An 18,136-nucleotide genomic window follows, 5' to 3' on the forward strand; every position below is an offset into this window, starting at 1 on the left:
CTGGTGCCGGCCATGAGCGAAGAGCCCTGCTACGATTGCCTGGTCATCGGCGGCGGCCCCGCCGGCCTCACCGCGGCCATCTACCTCACCCGCTACCACCTCTCGATCCGGGTGGTAGATGCGGGGAAGAGCCGGGCGAGCCTCATCCCCTGCACCCACAATCATGCCGGCTATCCCGGCGGCATCTCCGGCAAGGAGCTGATCGCGCGGATGACGGAGCAGGCGCAGATGTACGGCGCCGCGATCGTCGCCGGCCGGGTGACGCGGCTGGACCGGATCGACGGCGGCTTTCGCGCCGAATGGGGCGAGGGATCGGTGATGGCCCGGACCGTGCTGCTTGCCACGGGCGTGACCAACCGCCGGCCGCCGATGGATGAGGATCTGCACGACGCGGCGCTGGCAAAGGGGCTGATCCGCTATTGCCCGGTCTGCGACGGCTATGAAGTCACCGACAAAAGGATCGGCGTGATCGGCAGCGGCGGGCGGGGAGTTGCCGAGGCGGTGTTCCTGCGTGGATTCACGGCGGACATTACCTTGATCGCGCCGGATCGGGCGCACGAGCTGGACGCGGACGACCAGGCGCGGCTGACGGAATTCGGCATCGAGGCGGTGGACGGACCGTGCCAGGCCGTGGCGGCGCACGACGAGTGCATCGTCGTCGACACGCCGGAGGGCCATTACACGTTCGACAGCGTCTATCCCGCCCTCGGCTCCGACGCCCATGTCGAGCTGGCGCAGCAGGTCGGGGCGACGCTGAAGGAGGGCGTGCTGGTTGTCGACAGCCACCAGCGGACATCGGTGCCGGGGCTTTATGCGGCGGGCGACGTGGTGCTCGGCCTCGACCAGATCAGCCACGCCATGGGGGAAGGCGGAGTCGCGGCGACGACGATCCGCAACGATCTGGCGAAGGAGCGGCCGATCCTGCGGGAGCGGCTGAGCGGCTCGATCCGCGCCAAGGCTTCCGAAGGGGCCTGAAGCGGGTCGGCGCCGCCGGTCCCCCCTGCCCTATTCCAGATGGCCCTCGTGGAGGTGGAGGATGCGGTCCATCTTGGCGGCGATGCGTTCGTTGTGGGTGGCGACGAGGGCGGCGCTGCCTTCGCCGCGGACGAGCTGGAGGAATTCGGCGAAGACGATGTCGGCCGTCTTCTCGTCGAGATTGCCGGTCGGCTCGTCGGCGAGAACGAGGAGCGGGCGGTTGGCGAGCGCGCGGGCGACGGCGACGCGCTGCTGCTCGCCGCCCGAAAGCTTGGACGGGCGGTGGGTCAGGCGCTCGGCAAGGCCAAGGGTGGTGAGGAGGCTCGCCGCGCGGTCGCGCGCCTCGGCGTCGGTGGCGCCTTTGATGAGTTGCGGCAGGACGACGTTCTCGAGCGCCGAGAAATCGGGCAGCAGATGGTGGAACTGGTAGACGAAGCCGAGGGCGTCGCGGCGCAGGCGCGTGCGGCCGTCATTGTCGAGGCTCGCCGCCTCCTCGCCTTCGATGCGGATCGAGCCTTCGAAGCCGCCCTCGAGCAGGCCGACCGCCTGAAGCAGGGTCGACTTGCCCGAGCCCGACGGGCCGAGGAGAGCGACGATCTCGCCGGCGCGGACGTCGAGATCGAGCCCTCGCAGCACGTTGATAGTGACGCCGCCCTGCTGGAAGCTGCGCTTCAGGCCGCGGACCGAGAGGATGGCCGCTTGGATGGCCACACCGGGGTCACTCATAGCGGAGCACCTGGACCGGATCCGTGCTGGCCGCCTTCCAGGCCGGGTAGAGGGTGGCGAGGAAGCTGAAGAGGAGCGCCATGCCGACGATGGCGGCGACTTCGACCGGGTCCGGTTTCGAGGGGAGCTCGGTGAGGAAGCGGACCGACGGATCCCAGAGGTTCTGCCCGGTCAGCATCTGGACGAAGTTCACCAGCCCCTGGCGGAAATAAAGGAAGAGCGCGCCGAGGAGCAGGCCGGCGAAGATGCCGAGCACGCCGATGGTGACGCCGACGGTCATGAACACCTTGAGCAGCGCGCGGCGGGTGGCGCCCATCGTGCGCAGGATGGCGATGTCGCGGGTCTTGGCGCGGACCAGCATGATCAGCGACGAGAGGATGTTGAACACGGCCACAAGGATGATGATCGAGAGGATGACGAACATCACCACCCGCTCGACCTCGAGCGCCTGGAAGAGGGAGCTGTTCTGCGAGCGCCAGTCGCTCAGGAAGGCCCGGCCCTGGAGGCGGAGGACGAGCGGGTGGAGGATCTTGTCGACCTTGTCCGCGTCCTCGGTCTGGATTTCGATGATCGAGACGGTGTCGCCCATCATCAGCAACGTCTGCGCGTCGCTCATCGGCATGATCACGAACGCCTTGTCGTAATCGTAGACGCCGACTTCGAAGATCGCGGCGATGCGGTAGGAGACGATGCGGGGGACGGTGCCGAACGGGGTGGCGGGGCCTTCGGGGCTGATCAGGCTGATCTGGCCGCCGACGCTGGCGCCGAGCGCCTCGGCGAGGCGGGCGCCGATCGCGACATTGCCGGAGCCCGGCTTCACCTCGGCCATCGAGCCTTGAACGATCTTGCCCTGGAGGACCTTGTTGGCGGCGATGTCCTGCGGGAGCATGCCGCGTACCAGCACGCCTTCGACGCGGCCGGAATAGCTGCCCATCAGCGGCTGCTCGACCAGCGGGGTGGCCGAGACGACGCCGGGGGTACGCTTGGATTCGGCGAGGATCTGCTGCCAGTCGGGCAGGCGGCCGCCATAGCTCTGGACGACGGCGTGGCCGTTCAAGCCGATGATCTTGTCGAACAGCTCGGCGCGAAAGCCGTTCATCACGCTCATCACGACGATGAGGGCGGCGACGCCGAGCATGACGGCGATGAGGCTGATGGCGGCGACGAGGAAGATGAATCCCTCGCCCTTGCCGGGGAGGAGATAGCGCCGCGCGATCATCCGCTCGTAGCGGTTGAGGATCACCTTCCCCCCTCCCCTTCAGGGGAGGGGCCGGGGGTGGGGGATGTCGGATTCCTCTGCGTGGAGACAGGCCCCACCCCAACCCCTCCCCTGAAGGGGAGGGGCTTTGTTGCGGCAGCCTTCATCCCGCCAGCCTCGCCAGGGCGCTTTCGACGCTGAGCTCCTCGCGCTGGCCGGTGGCGCGGCGCTTCAGTTCGACGACGCCGCGCTCGACCCCCTTGGGGCCGAGGATGAGCTGCCAGGGGAGGCCGATCAGGTCCATGGTCGCGAACTTGGCGCCACCGCGCTCGTCGCGGTCGTCGTAGAGGGTCTCGACGCCGGCGGAGTGGAGCTTTGCGTAGAGATCGTCGGCCGCTGCGGCGCAGCGCGGGTCGTCGGCGCGCATGTTGATGAGGCCGACCTTGAACGGCGCCACCGCCTCGGGCCAGACGATGCCGGACGCGTCGTGGCTCGCCTCGATGAGCGCGCCAACGAGGCGGGAGACGCCGATGCCGTAGCTGCCCATCTCCGGGTGGACCTGCCCGCCGTCGGCGGTCTGGACGGTCATGCCCATGGCGGCGGTATATTTGGTGCCGAAATAGAAGATGTGGCCGACCTCTATGCCGCGCGAGGTCCTGAGGTCGGCGCCGGCCGCGGCCTCGCGGGCCTCGTCGCGCTTCTCATCGGTGGCGGCATAGTCGCGGGTGAGGCCGCCGACGAACGCCTGGAGCGTCTCGGCGTCGTCCGCGTCGACCCCTTGCGCCTCGGCCGAACGGTCCGCCTCCCACGCTTTGTGGTAGAAGACCTCGCTCTCGCCGGAGGGGGCCAGGATGATGAATTCGTGGCTCAAATCGCCGCCGATCGGCCCCGTGTCCGCCTGCATCGGGATGGCGGTGAGGCCCATCCGCGCGAAGGTGCGCAGGTAGGCGATGAACATGCGGTTGTAGCTGTGGCGGGCGCCGGCCTCGTCCAGATCGAAGCTGTAGGCGTCCTTCATCAGGAATTCGCGGCCGCGCATCACGCCGAAGCGGGGGCGGACTTCGTCGCGGAACTTCCACTGGATGTGGTAGAGGATGCGCGGCAGGTCGCGGTAGCTCTTCACGGCATCGCGGAAGAGCGCCGTGATCATCTCTTCGTTGGTCGGCCCATAGAGCATGTCGCGGCCGTGACGGTCGGCGATGCGCAGCATTTCGGGGCCGTAGGCGTCGTAGCGGCCGCTCTCGCGCCACAGGTCTGCGGCCTGGAGCGTCGGCATCAGCATCTCGATGGCGCCGGCGCGGTCCTGCTCCTCGCGGACGATCCGCTCGATATTGGCGAGGACGCGCTTGCCCAGCGGCAGCCAGGCGTAGATGCCGGCGGCGGTCTGGCGGACGAGGCCGGCGCGGAGCATCAGCTGGTGGCTGACGACCTGCGCGTCGGCGGGCGTCTCCTTCATGACGGGGAGGAAGTAGCGGGAAAGGCGCATCTTCGGGCGGCGGTCCTTGGCAAGGCGGGAGCGAGGTTCGAGCCTCTACGGAGCGGGCGCGGGCATGGCAACCGCGGGGGGCAACCGCACTGGACTGGTGCACGCGCCGGCGGGCGGCGCGGCCGCTGTTGCCGCCCCGACACAGGGTGGCAGCAAAACAGCACAAGTGCTTGATAAGGGCGTGACACGGGGCGCGGCCGGGTCCTAGCACGTCCCCACGAAGCGAGGGCTCGAAGGCCCCGGTTCGGGGAGGCTTCCTGCCCCGTGTCGCCAAGCGAGGTGGCGGCGCGTGCGGGCGGAGGGTTCCGCTACAAGGGGGTTGACGGCCTCACGGTCGTCAAACGGGTGCCCGGGCAGCGATGCCCGGGCACTTGTCGTTCAGGGCCAAGTGGTACTTGGCCCCGGGGCAGGAGGGGTGCGGGATGGGTGCCGTGCTGCTGCGGGGTGCTTGCCGGGCGCGTGCCGGGTCACTGCCGGGCCGTTACCGTGCGGATGCCGGGCGGGAGCCGGGTCGCTGCCGGCTGCGAACGGGCCCCTCACCGGACTTTCACCGGAAAATGCGACGACGGGACCCAGCGATCGCGCCGGCGGGACCTGGCCGAGCCCCGCGGCAACCGCGAGAAAGAGTGCGGGAGGGGCTGGAGCGCCCGCCTTTGCGTGGTTTGACGGACCAAGAGATCAAAGATGTTGCCGGCGGCAACAAGTTCGTTTCGTACACCAATAGCGATGGGTCGGTTTTCACCGAGGAGTGGAGCGACGACGGCAACACCTTCTATGGCCTCACCGCCGACTGGAGCGGTGCCGGGAGCAGCAGCTCTGATTCCTTCAACTGGGGATGGGGTGCTATCGCGACCGCTGGCGGCGTCTATACCGGCGCGGAGTACGGCACCGCCGCGGCGGAAGGGATCGGAATGGCCGTGGAATATGGCGTGATCGGCGCGGAATATGGTGCACTTGCCGGTCCTGTCGGCGTGGCGGTGGGCGTCGTTGTGGGAGCAGCTGCCGGTTATGCGGTCTACACCTACGGGCCTCAGGTTCTACAGAGCATTGACTCCGCGCTTCAATAAACACTGCAGCAGGATTCCTGGATGTCTACTAGCCCGATCTCTATCTCTTATGTAAGGCGGGGGGCCAGTGGCTGGATCTTGCTATTGTCAGATTGGCGGAAGGCGGTCGTTCTGGTGGCGGCGACAATTGTCGTCGGCGCTGTGGCGGCCGCTTTTCGACCCGAATATCCGATTTACGTGATGTCCGGTTTCGGTGGTGGGCTCGCGATGCTCCGCTTTTCGGATACCGCGCAGCTGCTTTGCGGCTCGGATGCGGTCCACATGCTAAGGCTGCGTCTCGAGCGTAGCCGCTTCCGAAAAAGCGTTGCGCCTGAACGCTGGACGCCGCCGCTCCCGAGATATCTCCGGTGGGAGGATGCCTTCGTGGAAATCGAGAAAGTGGATTCGGCGGCCGATGCGCGATACCGGGTGAGCGGCCCCTATTCGTACCTCATCCGGCTCAGCCGCGGCCTGGCGGCCTAGGAAGGCGCTCGGCACCAATGCTTGGACCTGCTTTAGCGAGCGGGGAGCCTCCGGAAACGGAGGGGCTCCAACATCGTTGACGGCCGTTGTACGCTCTGAGCTTGGAAAGCGACGGATGATGGACCCTTTCGATATCGCCAGCGCGTTCGAGCGCGAACGGGTCATATTGGGCATCGCCAGCGGCGCCGGGTTTCTTTCGCTCTATGCCGCGTTCCTGCTCATCTCGGAGGGCGACCTTCACTCCACCTCCGGCATCGTCAAGATCGCCGGCGGAGCTTTGGTCGCCTGTGCCGGGCTGATCGGATTCCGGTTGTACTGGAACCGGATCTAGCCGCAGCGCCGACCCGGATCGACCACGGAGAACAGTACGTGCGCAAATCGTCTTTCGCCATTGCGCTTCTCGCCTCGCTCGTCGCCGGATCCTGCCGGGCTGCCCAAACTGCGGAGCCGTTCACGGTTCGGCAGGAAGGCCGCACCCTCTTCTTCGCGGGCGAGCTCAAGGGAGACGCCGCCGCGGCTCTTTATCGCAGCCTCGTCCAGCCGGCGACCGCGCTCGACACGCTCGTCATCAACAGCCCCGGCGGCGAGGGGGACCAGGTCCTGCCGATTGCTTCGGCCGTCGCGCGCGCCAAGCTCAAGGTGGTGGTCCGCGGCATGTGCATCTCGGCCTGTACGCAGATATTCATCGCGGGTGCGGCAAAGGAGATCGAACCGCACTCCATCGTCTCCTTCCATTCCAGCGCCACCAGCATGGCGGAGTATCTGAAGGCTTCGGGGCTGCCGCGTGGGGGAGAGGTCTTCGCGCGCGTCGAAGAGGCCGAGAGACGCTTCTACCTGAGCTTGGGCGTCGATCCCCGCCTGCCTCTCGTCACCGCCGCGATGATGAAGCCGCTCTGCATCGTGGAGGACCCTTCAAGGGCGGTCGCCGACGCAGGGCGCTACGGGATCGGCTGGCAGCACAGCACCGTCATTCTCAACCACAACCAACTCGAGCGCCTGGGTGTCCGCAACGTAAGCGGCTACTGGCCGACCGCGTCGGCACTTCGGGACGATCTTCGGGGGCTGGGCTTTCGCGACGCATTCCAGCCCGAGTACGATGCCGCGGCGAGCGAACCGCCGGCGAACGTCGCCGCGAAGCCGCTGCCGAGGTGCGGAGCGGCCGTTGGCCGGGCTCCCGCCTAGAGCGACGGGCGAGGACTTGCCGGCGTCGCCCCGCGGCGGCCACTGATCCCCCGGCCTCGGTTCACACCAACCGGCTCTGCTTCACCGCCGCCTCGATAAAGCTCGCGAACAAAGGGTGCGGCTCGAAAGGCTTGCTCTTCAGCTCCGGGTGGAACTGCACCCCCACGAACCATGGATGGTCCGGCCGTTCGACGATCTCCGGCAGCGCCCCGTCCGGGCTCATGCCGGTGAAAAGCAGCCCCCCCTCCTCCAGCGCGCCGCGATAGTGGACGTTGACTTCGTAGCGGTGGCGGTGGCGTTCCGAGATGTGCGCGGCGCCGTAGATGCTGGCGACGTGGCTGTTGCCGGCGAGTACCGCTTCGTAGGCGCCGAGGCGCATGGTGCCGCCGAGGTCGCCGTTCGCTTCCCGCCGTTCGCGCAGGCCCTCCTTGCTCATCCATTCGGTGATGAGGCCCACGACGGGCTCTTCCGCTTCGCCGAATTCGGTGGTGCCGGCGCCCTTCATTCCCGCGAGGTTTCGCGCGCCTTCGATGCAGGCCATCTGCATGCCGAGGCAGATGCCGAAGAAGGGGACGCCGCGCTCGCGGGCGAATTGGACGGAGGCGATCTTGCCTTCGCTGCCGCGCTCGCCGAAGCCGCCGGGGACGAGGATGCCGTGGACCGGCTCGAGTTGCGAGGGGATGTCGGTCTCGGGATGCTCGAACAGTTCGGCGTCGAGCCAGCGTATGTTGACCTTGACGCGGTTGGCCATGCCGCCGTGGACCAGCGCCTCGGTTAGCGACTTGTAGGCGTCCTGGAGGCCGACATATTTGCCGACGACGCCGATCGTCACTTCGCTTTCCCAGTTGAACAGGCGGTCGGCGACGTCGTCCCAGCGGCGCATGTCGAGGGCGGGGGCGGTCTCGGCGAGGCCGAAGGCGCGCAGCACTTCGTGGTCGAGGCCGGCCTCCGAATATTGCGCGGGGACGGCGTAGATCGACTTGGCGTCGAGGGCGGGAATGACCGCTTCCATCCGCACGTTGCAGAACAAGGCGATCTTCGCGCGGTCGCTCTCGGGCAGTTCGCGGTCGACGCGGCAGAGGAGGATTTCGGGCTGGATGCCGAGCGACGTGAGTTCGCGCACCGAATGCTGGGTCGGCTTGGTCTTCAGTTCGCCGGCGGCGGCGATGTAGGGGACCAAAGTGGTGTGGATGGAGAGGGTGTTGTCGCGCCCCTCCTCGTTCCTGAACTGGCGGATCGCCTCGATGAACGGGAGCGATTCGATGTCGCCGACGGTGCCGCCCACCTCGCAGATCAGGAAATCGAGATCGGCGTCGAGATCGCCGCGGATGAATTCCTTGATGGCGTTCGTGACGTGGGGGACGACCTGGACGGTGGCACCGAGATAATCGCCGCGCCGCTCTTTCGAGAGGATGCCCTGGTAGATGCGGCCGGAGGTCACGTTGTCCGACTGGCGGGCGGGGACGCCGGTGAAGCGCTCGTAATGGCCGAGGTCGAGATCGGTCTCGGCGCCGTCGTCCGTCACATAGACTTCGCCATGCTGATAGGGCGACATCGTGCCGGGATCGACGTTGAGATAGGGGTCGAGCTTCCTGATGCGGACCTTGTAGCCGCGCGCCTGGAGGAGCGCCGCGAGGGAGGCCGCCATCAGGCCCTTGCCGAGCGAGGAGACCACGCCGCCGGTGATGAAAATGAACCGCGCCATGGGAGCCCCGGATAAGCGGGCGAAGGGCCCGGGGGCAAGGGCGCAGACTCGAATATTCGCATCGAAGTGGCACTTCGATGCGGGTTGCAGGCCGAGGGTGACGCGGCCGCCTGGCGCGGCTAGGCCGCTTGGCCATGAAGATAGCGATCGTCGGGGCGGGATATTCGGGGACGATGGCGGCGGTGGAGGCGGCGCGGGCGGTGCCCGGCGCCGACATCGCGCTCGTCGACAGGCGCGGGACGTTCGCGGCGGGCGCGGCTTATTCCACCACCAGCGGGTCGCATCTCCTGAACGTGCGGGCGCGGGGGATGAGCGCCTTTGCCGGGGAGCCCGACCATTTCGTGCGGTGGGTGGAGGCCGAGGGGATCGGCGGGCCGGACACGTTCGTGCCGCGGCGAGACTATCGGCGCTATCTGGAGGGCGTGCTGGCGGCGGTGCCGGGGGTGCGCCGGGTGGCGGGTGAGGCAGTGGCGGTCGCGGACGGGGCCTTGGTGCTGGCGGACGGGGCGCGGCTGGCGTTCGACGCCTTGATCCTCGCCGGCGGGAATTATGGCGGACGGCTGCCGGCGAAGGTCGAGGTGCCGGCCGTGGATGATCCGTGGAGTCGAGAAGGGATAGAGGCGATTCGGGCGATGGCGGGGCAGGAGAAGGACGTGCTGCTGGTCGGCACCGGCCTCACCATGGTCGATGTCGCGCTGACCCTGGTGGACGAAGGCTGTCGCGGGCGGATGGTGGCGGTCTCGCGCCGGGGCCTGCTGCCGCGGCCGCATGAGGAGCCGGCGTCGCCGCCTTACGCGGTGGAGGCCCCGCCGAGGCTCGGCGACCTCGTGCGCCAGACGCGGGCGGGGGCGCCGTGGCGGGCGGCGGTCGATTCGCTGCGGCCCCACAGCCAGTATCTGTGGCGGGGATTTTCCATCGACGAGAAGAAGCGCTTCCTACGGCATTTGCGGCCGTGGTGGGACGTCCACCGCCACCGCATCGCGCCGCCCGTGGCGCGGCGGATCGAGGCGCTGATCGGCGAAGGGCGGCTCGAAGTGCTGGCCGGGCGAGTCCGCGGCGGCGATGCGGAGAGCGTGACGGTGGCGCTGCGCGGCGGCGGGGAGCGGCGCTTCGCGGTCGCCGGGGCGATCAACTGCACCGGGCCGGAGGGGGCCATCGCCCGCATCGGCGATCCGCTGGTCCGGCAGCTGCTCGACGCGGGGCTGGCGCGGCCGGACGCGCTGGGGCTGGGGCTCGACGTCGACTCGTCGCACCGGGTGATCGGGGCCGACGGCGCGGCCTCAGACCGCATTTACGCGGTGGGGCCGCTCACGAAGGGGGCCTTGTGGGAGATCGTCGCGGTGCCGGACATCCGCCACCAGGTGCGCGACGTTGCCCTGAGCCTCGCCGGCTAGCGCCTTACTGCGCGAGGGGGACGCCGCCCTTCGGCGCCGGCGCCTTGGCGGGCGGCGGGGTCTGGGCGGGACCGCCGAGGGAGCCGGCCGGCGGCAGGGTCCGCGGCGCGAGGGGCTGACCGCTCGAGACCGGCGCGCGGACGTTGGGATCGATCTGGACCGGCGCGCGCTGGAAGGTGGCGAGGCCGGAGAGAATGATCGACAGGACGACGAACAGGGTCGCGAGGATCCCGGTCGCCCGGGTCAGGAAGTCGGCCGCGCCGCGGGCCGACATCAGGCCGGACGGGCTGCCGCCGACGCCCAATCCACCGCCCTCCGAGCGCTGCATCAGGATCACCGCGACCATGGCGGCGGCGATCAGCGTCTGGACGATCAGGAGGAAGGTGTACATGCGGGCCTCGGGTCGGGTGTGAGATCGTCATGCCAGCGGAAGGCTGGCCTCCCCGTGGGTGAAAAGCGCGGCGGCTAATCCCCCTGGGCCCCAGCCTTCGCTGGGGCGACGGGTTGCGCGGACTTAGGGGAACCTTGCCCCAGGTTCAACTCTTCGCCGCCGCCTCGATGATCGGCACGAAGGCCTCGGCGGTGAGGCTGGCGCCGCCGACGAGGGCGCCGTCGACATTGTCGCAGGCGAACAGGCCGGCGGCGTTCGCGGCGTTGACCGAGCCGCCGTAGAGGATGCGGATGCGCTGGCCGGCGTCCCCGAAGCGGGCGGCGAGCTGTTCCCGGATGACGGCGTGCATCTCGATCGCGTCTGCCGGGGTGGCGGTGCGTCCGGTGCCGATCGCCCAGATCGGCTCGTAGGCGATGACCAGCTCCGCGTCGGCGCGCAGCTCGGGCAGCGAGCGATCGAGCTGGTAGAGCACCTTCTGGCAATGGGTGCCGGCCACCCTCTCCTCCTCGACCTCGCCGACGCACAGGATCGTCTGCAGCCCGGCGGCGAGCGCGGCCTCCGCCTTGTCGCGGACGAAATCGTCGCTCTCGCACTGGTCCTGCCGGCGCTCGGAATGGCCGACGATGACCAGCTTCGCGCCCGCCTCGACCAGCATCGCGGCCGAGACGTTGCCGGTATGGGCGCCGGACGCGGCCGAATGGCAATCCTGCGCGCCGATCGAGATGCCGCCGGCGCGGGCGATGGCGAGGGTGATGAGGGTGAAGGGCGGGCACAAAGCAACGTCGACCCCGGCGGCTTCCCGCGCGGCGGCGGCGATGGGGGCAAGCTCGGCCAGGGCAGCGCGGCTGCCGTTCATCTTCCAGTTCCCGGCGACGAGCTTGCGGCGGACGTGCATGTTGGCGGAAGGCTCCCGGTTGGACCCTCGCCGCCTAGCAACGCCGACTCCCTCTGCCAAGGGTGGGCTCTGCCAAGGGTGGGCCTGCCAAGCTTGCCGGGCCGCGGCGCGCCTTCTATGACCTCGCCAAGCTCTCCGTCAGTCCAGGGAAATCCATGCTCACCTTCTTTCGTCGCGGAATCATGTCCAAGATCATGCTGGGCGTGCTGTTCCTGAGCCTGGTCGCGATCGTCATCACCGGCTTCGGCACCGGCGGCATGGGCGGCCTCGGCGAGCTTGGCGGCCTCGGCGCCTCCACCGTCGCCAAGGTCGGCGGTGAAGCGATCACCAGCGACGACCTCAGGGACAACACCCAGCGCCAGCTCGAGCGCTTCCGCCAGCAGCAGCCCGAGCTCGACATGGCCCAGTTCGTCCGTCGCGGCGCCGTCGACGAGGTGCTGGAGCAGATGATCAGCGCCGCGGCGACGATGGACTTCGCCAATTCGGTCGGCATCGTCGCCTCGAAGAAGATGGTCGACGCGCAGATCGCCGCCATTCCCGCCTTCCAGAACGCCGCCGGCAAGTTCGACCAGGGCCTGTTCCTGGCGGCGCTGCAGCGCGAGCGGATCACCGAGGACCAGTTGCGCAAGGAGATCTCGACGCGGCTGATCGAGCGCCAGGTCGCCCTCCCCGCCGGCGGCTCGGCCTCTGTGCCGCAGGCGCTGGCGCTGCAATATGCCGCTTTGCGCCTCGAATCGCGCACCGGCAGCGTCGGCGGCGTGCCGGCCGCGGCGATGGGCGGCGGCAACGAGCCGACCGACCAGGAAGTCGCTGACTATTACCGCAAGAACGTCGCCCGCTACACGATCCCGGAGCGCCGCGTGATCCGCTACGCCTTGTTCGGCATCGACACGCTGGGCGCTGCGGCCAAGCCGACCGACGCCGAAGTACAGACCGCCTACGACCGCGACCAGGCGAATTACGGCCCGCGCGAGACGCGGACGCTGTCGCAGGTGGTGCTGACCAGCGACGCCGCCGCCAAGGCCTTCCAGCAGAAGCTCGCGGGCGGCACGCCGTTCGCGCAGGCGGCGCAGCAGGTCGGCTTCGGCGCCGCCGATATCGCGCTCGGCGCCAAGACACGCGACGAGGTGACCAAGCTCAGCTCCGCCGCCGTCGCCAACGCCGTCTTCGCCGCCCAGAAGGGCGCGACCGTCGGCCCGATCCGCGACCCGCTCGGCTGGCACATCCTCAAGGTCGAGGACGTCAAGACCGTCGCCGGCAAGCCGCTCGCTTCGGTCAGGGGCGAGATCGCCACGCGGCTCGAGGCGCAGAAGGGGCAGGCGCTGCTCGCCGAGCTTGCCGCCCGCATCGAGAACAAGGTCGGCGACGGCGCGAGCTTCGACCAGGTGGTGCGCGACGAGAAGCTGGCGGTGGTTCAGACTCCGGCGGTGACGGCGGCGGGCGGCGCGCCCGACGCGCAGGACTGGAAGGTGCCGCCGGAATTCGCCGCGGTGCTGAAGGGCGCGTCGCTGCTCGGCGCCAACGAGCCGCCGCAGATCGCACCGGTGCTGCCGAACCAGAAATATGCGCTCGTCAGCGTCTCGCAGGTCATCGCCGCGGCGCCGCCGCCTTATGCCAAGGTCCAGCCGCAGGTGAAGGCCGACGTCGTCGCCCAGCGCGCCGCCGATCGTGCCAAGGCGGTGGCGCAATCGATCGTCTCCAAGATCAACGCCGGCGTCGCGCCGGCGGAGGCGTTCCGCCAGGCCAATGTCGCGCTGCCGCCGCTGCAGCCGGTCACCGCCGTTCGCCGCGACATCGCCAAGCCCGGCCAGCCCCCGTCCCCGCCGCTGCAAGTGCTGTTCAGCCTCCCGCGCGGCAAGGCGAAGATGATCCCCGCGCCGCAGAACCGCGGCTGGCTCATCGTCTATGTCGACACCATCGTGCCCGGCGACGCTGCCAAGGGACCCGAAGAGGTCGAAAAGGCACGCGGCGAGCTCACGGCAGGCCTTGGCGACGAATATGCCCAGCAGCTGGTCGGGGCGATCCGCGCGAGCCTGAAGATCCGCCGCAACGAGACCGCGCTCGCCAAGTTGAAGGGCGAGCTCGCCGGCAACCGCCCGACCAGCTGAAGCGGCGGTCCGGGGCCGGTGATCCTCGTCGTCGACAATTACGACAGCTTCACTTGGAACATCGTCCATTACCTGGACGCGCTCGGCGCCGAGGTGCGGGTGGTGCGCAACGACGCGCTGAGCGCCGACGAGGCGCTGGCGAGCGGGGCGCGCGGCTTTCTGCTGTCGCCGGGGCCCGGGCGGGCGGAAGAGGCGGGGATTTCGTTGGACCTCGTGGCGGCGTGCGTGGCGGCCCGGCGGCCACTGCTCGGCGTGTGCCTTGGGCACCAGGCGATCGCCGTCCATTTCGGCGGCAGGATCCTGCGCGCGCCGCGGCCGATGCACGGCAAGGTCTCGTCGATCCGCCACGACGGCAGCGGCCTCTTCGCAGGCCTCCCCTCCCCCTTCGACGCGGTGCGCTACAATTCGCTAACGGTGGCGGCGGAGGGCCTGCCGGCGGAGCTTATCGTCAACGCGATTGCGGACGACGGGAGCGTGCAGGGGCTGCGCCACGCGGACCTGCCGCTGCACGGCGTGCAGTTCCATCCAGAGAGCGTGGCGAGCGCGCAGGGGCACGCCTTGCTGGCTAACTTCCTCACCCTGTGTCGGGGGGAAACGGACGCTGAACAGGGTGCGCAGAAAAAAGTAGAACAGGCGCTTGACAGCCGCGCATGATGTTTCCTATAGGTTCAGCGTGTGTTCCATAGGGGGATGAGCGATGCTGACCCGCAAGCAATCCGAGCTTCTGACGTATATCAACCAGCGCCTTGGCGAGAGCGGTGTTTCGCCCTCGTTCGAGGAGATGAAGGACGCTCTGGCGCTCAAGTCAAAGTCCGGTGTCCACCGGCTGATCTCGGCGCTCGAAGAGCGCGGCTTCATCCGCCGGCTGCCCAACCGGGCGCGCGCACTGGAGATCCTGCGCCTCCCCGACGGCAAGGGCGGCATCGCGGCCACCACCAGGACGGGCGGCGTGCCGGTGCCCCAGGCGGCCAATGACAGCGTCGTCGAGCTGCCGCTCCACGGCCGCATCGCCGCCGGCCTCCCCATCGAGGCGATCGAGGGTCAGAATACGCTTCCCGTCCCCGCCGCCCTACTCGGCCCGGGCGAGCATTATGCGCTCGAAGTGGCCGGAGATTCGATGGTGGACGAAGGCATTCTCGACGGCGACTATGCCCTGGTGCGCAAGACCGAGACGGCGCGCGACGGCGAGATCGTCGTCGCCCTGATCGACGACAATGAGGCGACGCTCAAGACCTTCCGCCGCGAAGGCCAGATGATCCGCCTCGATCCCGCCAACCGCCGCTACGATCCGCAGCGCTACCGCCCCGACCAGGTCCGCATCCAGGGCCGCCTGGCCGGGCTGCTGCGGCGGTATTGATACTGACCGAAGGCTAGGCCCCCTCCCCCTCCCTTCAGCCAACTGACGTGGGTGAGGGGAAGGGGCGGAAGTTCCCCGTCATCCCGGGAGGGACCCCATCAAAGTACTACTTTGATGGGAACGCGAAACCCGGGATCTCGTCGGGTGAAGGGCACCGGCGCCTCTCCCGCGTAGAGGTCCGGTCTTCCCCGGGAGAACGGGATAGCGCCTCTTCCGGAGAGAGATCCCGGCTTTCGCCGGGATGACGCGCGCCGTCGGGCGGAGCGCGCCGGCCGCCCTGATCGCATCGCAAATCTAGTGCGCAGAGGCGGTTGCAATCCGCCCGAAGCCCCTCTAGATGCGCGCTCTGCCCGACAGGCATGGACGCATAGCTCAGTTGGTAGAGCAGCTGACTCTTAATCAGCGGGTCCTAGGTTCGAGCCCTAGTGCGTCCACCACCTTCTCCAAAAGAAAACAACTAGGTAGGACAGGCCGCTTAGCGATTTAGATGCTGCGGACGCTCTCGTGCTAGCGACATGCTAGACGCTTGCCATTGGTCTCGACGAAGCTCTGATGATATGGCGGAATAGTAGGAGCGAAGCATGGCAAGACCCGAAATTCCGAATATGCGGACATGGCCCCGGAACCTTAGCACCTTGCGGGGGGGCGGGCTTTCGACCCTACGGGGGGGTGGGGTGTCCACGTTGCAACACGGAGGCGCCTCCACGTTGCAGTACGGTGGCCTGTCCACGCTGCAGTACGGCGGTATGTCAACTTTACAGTACGGGGGCCTCTCAACCTTGCAATATGGCGGGCTGTCGACATTGCAGTATGGCGGCCTGTCGACCCTACAATATGGGGGTTTGTCGACTCTCCAATTCGGCGGTCTTTCGACGTTACAAGGTGGTGGGATGTCGACGTCATCGACGAATATTTATCGCAGCAACATCCCGCCTTGGCCGCATTTTCTTCGTGAGCTCGATGCGAGGGGCTTTCAGCAAGCAAGCGATTTGATCAGACGGTACCTGCCTGATCATCTATGGCCTGAGAACCACTTCCATTAATTCTCCGGACAGCCATTGGTAGCTGTATGGCCCACCCGTTGCCGCATCCCATAAACTTGCGTGTAACTGCGATGGCCCATCAAAGCGCTGCTGACAATCGGCGGGTCGTCACTGCTACCGATGCGAGTGCCGTCAACCGCGGGCCAAGAACCCGGGCCTCGAAGGCCTCATTCGAATCGCTGACGCCCTCCGCGCGGAGGCCTCAGACCTGCTCAAGCGCGGCTGAGTCGCTGAATCAAACCAGCGGCCTGCCCGCAAGGACCTGCGCGTACCCGCGAGCGTTGCTCACTCGAACGGCGCGGCTCCCGCCGGCCGAAGCCGTGTAGGGATCAGCGCCGCTCCGCGAGCCAGGCCGATACCCACACCAGGGGCGCGTTCCAGTTGATGGCGACTTCGTTGACGGTGAAGGCGCGGGCGTCGTCGGCCCAGCAGGTTTGCGGGGCGCAGCGGCCCTTCAGGTGGGAGGCGACGGGGTCGCCCATCGCGGTGGAATTGGGGCCGCCTGAGATGATTCCGGGCGGCGGGCCGGGCTGGCGGGGGTCGAGCTGGTGGGTCCAGAAGCGGTGGTGCGGGTTCTCCATCGGGCGGGCGCCAGTGCCGGTGACGAAGGAGCGGTCGAGCGGGTTGCGGCCGAGGACGAAGTCCATCGCGTCGACCACGCCGGCGCGGTAGCGCGGATCGCGGCTGAAATCGGCGGCAAGGGCGAGGAAGATGGCCCGGTTGAGGATCGACGAGGTCGAGCCCCACGGCCAGCCGGCGGGGGCATAGGGGATGCGGTAGCCGGTGCGGTCCTCGTCGGCGAGGAAGGCGTCGGCGGCGGCGACCAGGCTGCGGCGGAGGCGCGCCTTGTCCTCCGCTGGGAGCGCGTTGGGGACGAGCGCGAGCGAGATGGTGCCGGGCGTCGCCATCTTCGGCCAGCCGAATTCCGGCGCGACGGCGGTGTGGAACCAGGCTGAGGCTTCGAGGGCGGCGCCATATTCGGGCTTGCCGGTGGTGACGAACAACTCGGCGGCGGCCCAGTAAAATTCGTCGCTCAGATCGGGATCGCCATAGCCGCCGCTGCCGGTGAAGGCGGCGATCGCATAGACTTCCGGATTGCGTCTGGCGGCGGCGAAGGCGCGCTCGGCGGCGGCGAGGCAGCGGGCGGCGAAGGCGGGGTCGATGGTCCGCCAGATGCGGGCGCATTGCGCCGTGGCGGCGGCGAGGTTCAGCGTGGCGCCGGTCGACGGCGGGAACAGGATGCGGCGCTCGCGGTCGAGGTGCGGCGGGGTCGGCAGCGCCGTCCAATGCTCGTCGCCGACCTTGTGCCAGGCCATGCCGCCCGCGTCGATCTCGGTAAAGGCGAGGCCGGGGCGGCTGCGCTTGACGCCCACGGGGACGCGGACGCGGGTACCGTCCGGCACCTGCATCCTGAGGAAGAATTCGAGCTCCCACCGCGCCTCGTCGAGGATGTCGTCGACGCCGTTGCCGGTCTCCGGGAGGCGGCCGGTGCGGTCTCCGAAGGCGGCGGGGCGGTGGAGTGCTTGCTGGCGCTCGTAGAGGTTGAGCAGGGTCCAGACCGAAATGCCGCCGTTGACGACATATTTGCCCTGGTCCCCGGCGTCGTACCAGCCGCCGGTGACGTCGCGGACGATGTCGCAGGCGGGCCAGGCATTGCCCTGCGCGTCGGTGCCGGAGAGGCAGGCGGCGCGCTCGGCGGGGTGCCCCGCCGGCCGCGCCCATTGCGGGCCGCCGGCGAAGCGCGCCTCGATCGGGATGCCGGCGCGGGTCTGGTAGAAATAGTTGAGCGAGTCGCCGCGGAGGCGGTCGTAGAGGCTCGGCGAGACGGCGAACGGTCGGCCGCTCCGGCCGCCGACTTCGAGCCGGTAGCCGGCGCCGGCGGGGGCCGAAATGTCGATGCGGTGGACGTGCTCGCCGGATTGCGCATCGTCGCCGAAGACGACGGTCTGGCCTGTTTCGAGCACCTTTCCGGAGGCATCGAGGAGGCGCCACGGAATGGGCGCCGCGGACGGGTCGGCGACAATCGCCCGCTGCGGAGCGCCCGGCAGGAAGCCGAGCTGGTTCATGTGCACCGGATTGGCCGGCGGCGGGGCGGCCGGGGCCGCGGCGGCGAGCAGGAGGGCGGCGGCGGCGGCGAAGCTGCGCAT

The 18,136-nt window shown here is 68.7% G+C and carries 16 protein-coding genes and 1 tRNA gene; 10 read left to right on the forward strand and 7 right to left on the reverse strand.

Annotation, left to right across the window (positions count from 1 at the left end):
• Positions 1 to 12: 12 nt before the first annotated feature.
• Positions 13 to 975, forward strand: a complete 963-nt coding sequence (locus tag VGC56_RS16180) for an NAD(P)/FAD-dependent oxidoreductase (protein ID WP_464126526.1) — start codon at positions 13 to 15, stop codon at positions 973 to 975.
• A gap of 30 nt (positions 976 to 1,005) precedes the next feature.
• On the opposite strand, the gene VGC56_RS16185 is transcribed toward VGC56_RS16180, so the two are convergent.
• The 3 genes from VGC56_RS16185 to proS form a co-directional block, all read right to left on the reverse strand.
• The gene (locus VGC56_RS16185) at positions 1,006 to 1,680 is read right to left on the reverse strand and encodes an ABC transporter ATP-binding protein (RefSeq protein ID WP_464126628.1); all 675 of its coding nucleotides are present in this window, start codon (positions 1,678 to 1,680) and stop codon (positions 1,006 to 1,008) included.
• A 13-nt stretch (positions 1,681 to 1,693) separates the two neighbouring features.
• Positions 1,694 to 2,944, reverse strand: a complete 1,251-nt coding sequence (locus VGC56_RS16190) for a lipoprotein-releasing ABC transporter permease subunit (RefSeq protein WP_464126528.1) — start codon at positions 2,942 to 2,944, stop codon at positions 1,694 to 1,696.
• A gap of 118 nt (positions 2,945 to 3,062) precedes the next feature.
• Positions 3,063 to 4,385, reverse strand: a complete 1,323-nt coding sequence (proS, locus tag VGC56_RS16195) for a proline--tRNA ligase (protein WP_464126530.1) — start codon at positions 4,383 to 4,385, stop codon at positions 3,063 to 3,065.
• 626 nt (positions 4,386 to 5,011) lie between these two features.
• Here proS and VGC56_RS16200 point away from each other — a divergent pair.
• The 4 genes from VGC56_RS16200 to VGC56_RS16215 all read left to right on the forward strand — a co-directional run bounded on the left by VGC56_RS16200 (position 5,012) and on the right by VGC56_RS16215 (position 7,096).
• Positions 5,012 to 5,452 carry a hypothetical protein gene (locus tag VGC56_RS16200; protein WP_464126532.1) on the forward strand — a complete coding sequence of 147 codons (441 nt, stop codon included), beginning with the start codon at positions 5,012 to 5,014 and terminating at the stop codon, positions 5,450 to 5,452.
• Between the two features lie 114 nt (positions 5,453 to 5,566).
• Positions 5,567 to 5,914 carry a hypothetical protein gene (locus VGC56_RS16205; protein ID WP_464126533.1) on the forward strand — a complete coding sequence of 116 codons (348 nt, stop codon included), beginning with the start codon at positions 5,567 to 5,569 and terminating at the stop codon, positions 5,912 to 5,914.
• 115 nt (positions 5,915 to 6,029) lie between these two features.
• Complete coding sequence (locus VGC56_RS16210; RefSeq protein WP_464126535.1) at positions 6,030 to 6,245, forward strand: hypothetical protein; 216 nt, start codon at positions 6,030 to 6,032, stop codon at positions 6,243 to 6,245.
• A gap of 38 nt (positions 6,246 to 6,283) precedes the next feature.
• Positions 6,284 to 7,096 (forward strand): ATP-dependent Clp protease proteolytic subunit, encoded by an 813-nt coding sequence (locus tag VGC56_RS16215; protein ID WP_464126536.1) that lies wholly within the window; start codon positions 6,284 to 6,286, stop codon positions 7,094 to 7,096.
• Positions 7,097 to 7,157: 61 nt separating this feature from the next.
• Here VGC56_RS16215 and VGC56_RS16220 read toward each other — a convergent pair whose 3' ends face one another.
• Positions 7,158 to 8,801, reverse strand: a complete 1,644-nt coding sequence (locus tag VGC56_RS16220; protein ID WP_464126538.1) for a CTP synthase — start codon at positions 8,799 to 8,801, stop codon at positions 7,158 to 7,160.
• A 134-nt stretch (positions 8,802 to 8,935) separates the two neighbouring features.
• On the opposite strand from VGC56_RS16220, the gene VGC56_RS16225 reads away from it, so the two are divergent.
• Positions 8,936 to 10,195, forward strand: coding sequence for an FAD/NAD(P)-binding protein (locus tag VGC56_RS16225; protein WP_464126539.1), 1,260 nt, complete (start codon positions 8,936 to 8,938; stop codon positions 10,193 to 10,195).
• A 4-nt stretch (positions 10,196 to 10,199) separates the two neighbouring features.
• Here VGC56_RS16225 and secG read toward each other — a convergent pair whose 3' ends face one another.
• Positions 10,200 to 10,586, reverse strand: coding sequence for a preprotein translocase subunit SecG (gene secG / locus VGC56_RS16230; RefSeq protein WP_464126542.1), 387 nt, complete (start codon positions 10,584 to 10,586; stop codon positions 10,200 to 10,202).
• 145 nt (positions 10,587 to 10,731) lie between these two features.
• Positions 10,732 to 11,481, reverse strand: a complete 750-nt coding sequence (tpiA, locus tag VGC56_RS16235; protein ID WP_464126543.1) for a triose-phosphate isomerase — start codon at positions 11,479 to 11,481, stop codon at positions 10,732 to 10,734.
• Between the two features lie 155 nt (positions 11,482 to 11,636).
• Here tpiA and VGC56_RS16240 point away from each other — a divergent pair, with 155 nt between their 5' ends.
• From VGC56_RS16240 to VGC56_RS16255, 4 genes are all read left to right on the forward strand, one after another.
• A complete protein-coding gene (locus tag VGC56_RS16240) occupies positions 11,637 to 13,589 on the forward strand; it encodes a SurA N-terminal domain-containing protein (RefSeq protein ID WP_464126544.1) in 1,953 nt (650 codons plus the stop codon).
• Positions 13,590 to 13,607: 18 nt separating this feature from the next.
• Entirely contained in the window at positions 13,608 to 14,243 is a 636-nt protein-coding gene (locus tag VGC56_RS16245; protein WP_464126546.1) for an anthranilate synthase component II, read from the forward strand.
• A gap of 43 nt (positions 14,244 to 14,286) precedes the next feature.
• Positions 14,287 to 14,946 carry a transcriptional repressor LexA gene (gene lexA, locus VGC56_RS16250; RefSeq protein ID WP_464126547.1) on the forward strand — a complete coding sequence of 220 codons (660 nt, stop codon included), beginning with the start codon at positions 14,287 to 14,289 and terminating at the stop codon, positions 14,944 to 14,946.
• A 361-nt stretch (positions 14,947 to 15,307) separates the two neighbouring features.
• Positions 15,308 to 15,383, forward strand: a tRNA-Lys gene (locus VGC56_RS16255).
• Between the two features lie 935 nt (positions 15,384 to 16,318).
• Here VGC56_RS16255 and VGC56_RS16260 read toward each other — a convergent pair.
• A complete protein-coding gene (locus VGC56_RS16260) occupies positions 16,319 to 18,136 on the reverse strand; it encodes a glycoside hydrolase family 9 protein (RefSeq protein WP_464126549.1) in 1,818 nt (605 codons plus the stop codon).

The sequence above is a fragment of the Allosphingosinicella sp. genome (assembly GCF_036403745.1).
Taxonomy (GTDB): Bacteria; Pseudomonadota; Alphaproteobacteria; order Sphingomonadales; family Sphingomonadaceae; genus Allosphingosinicella.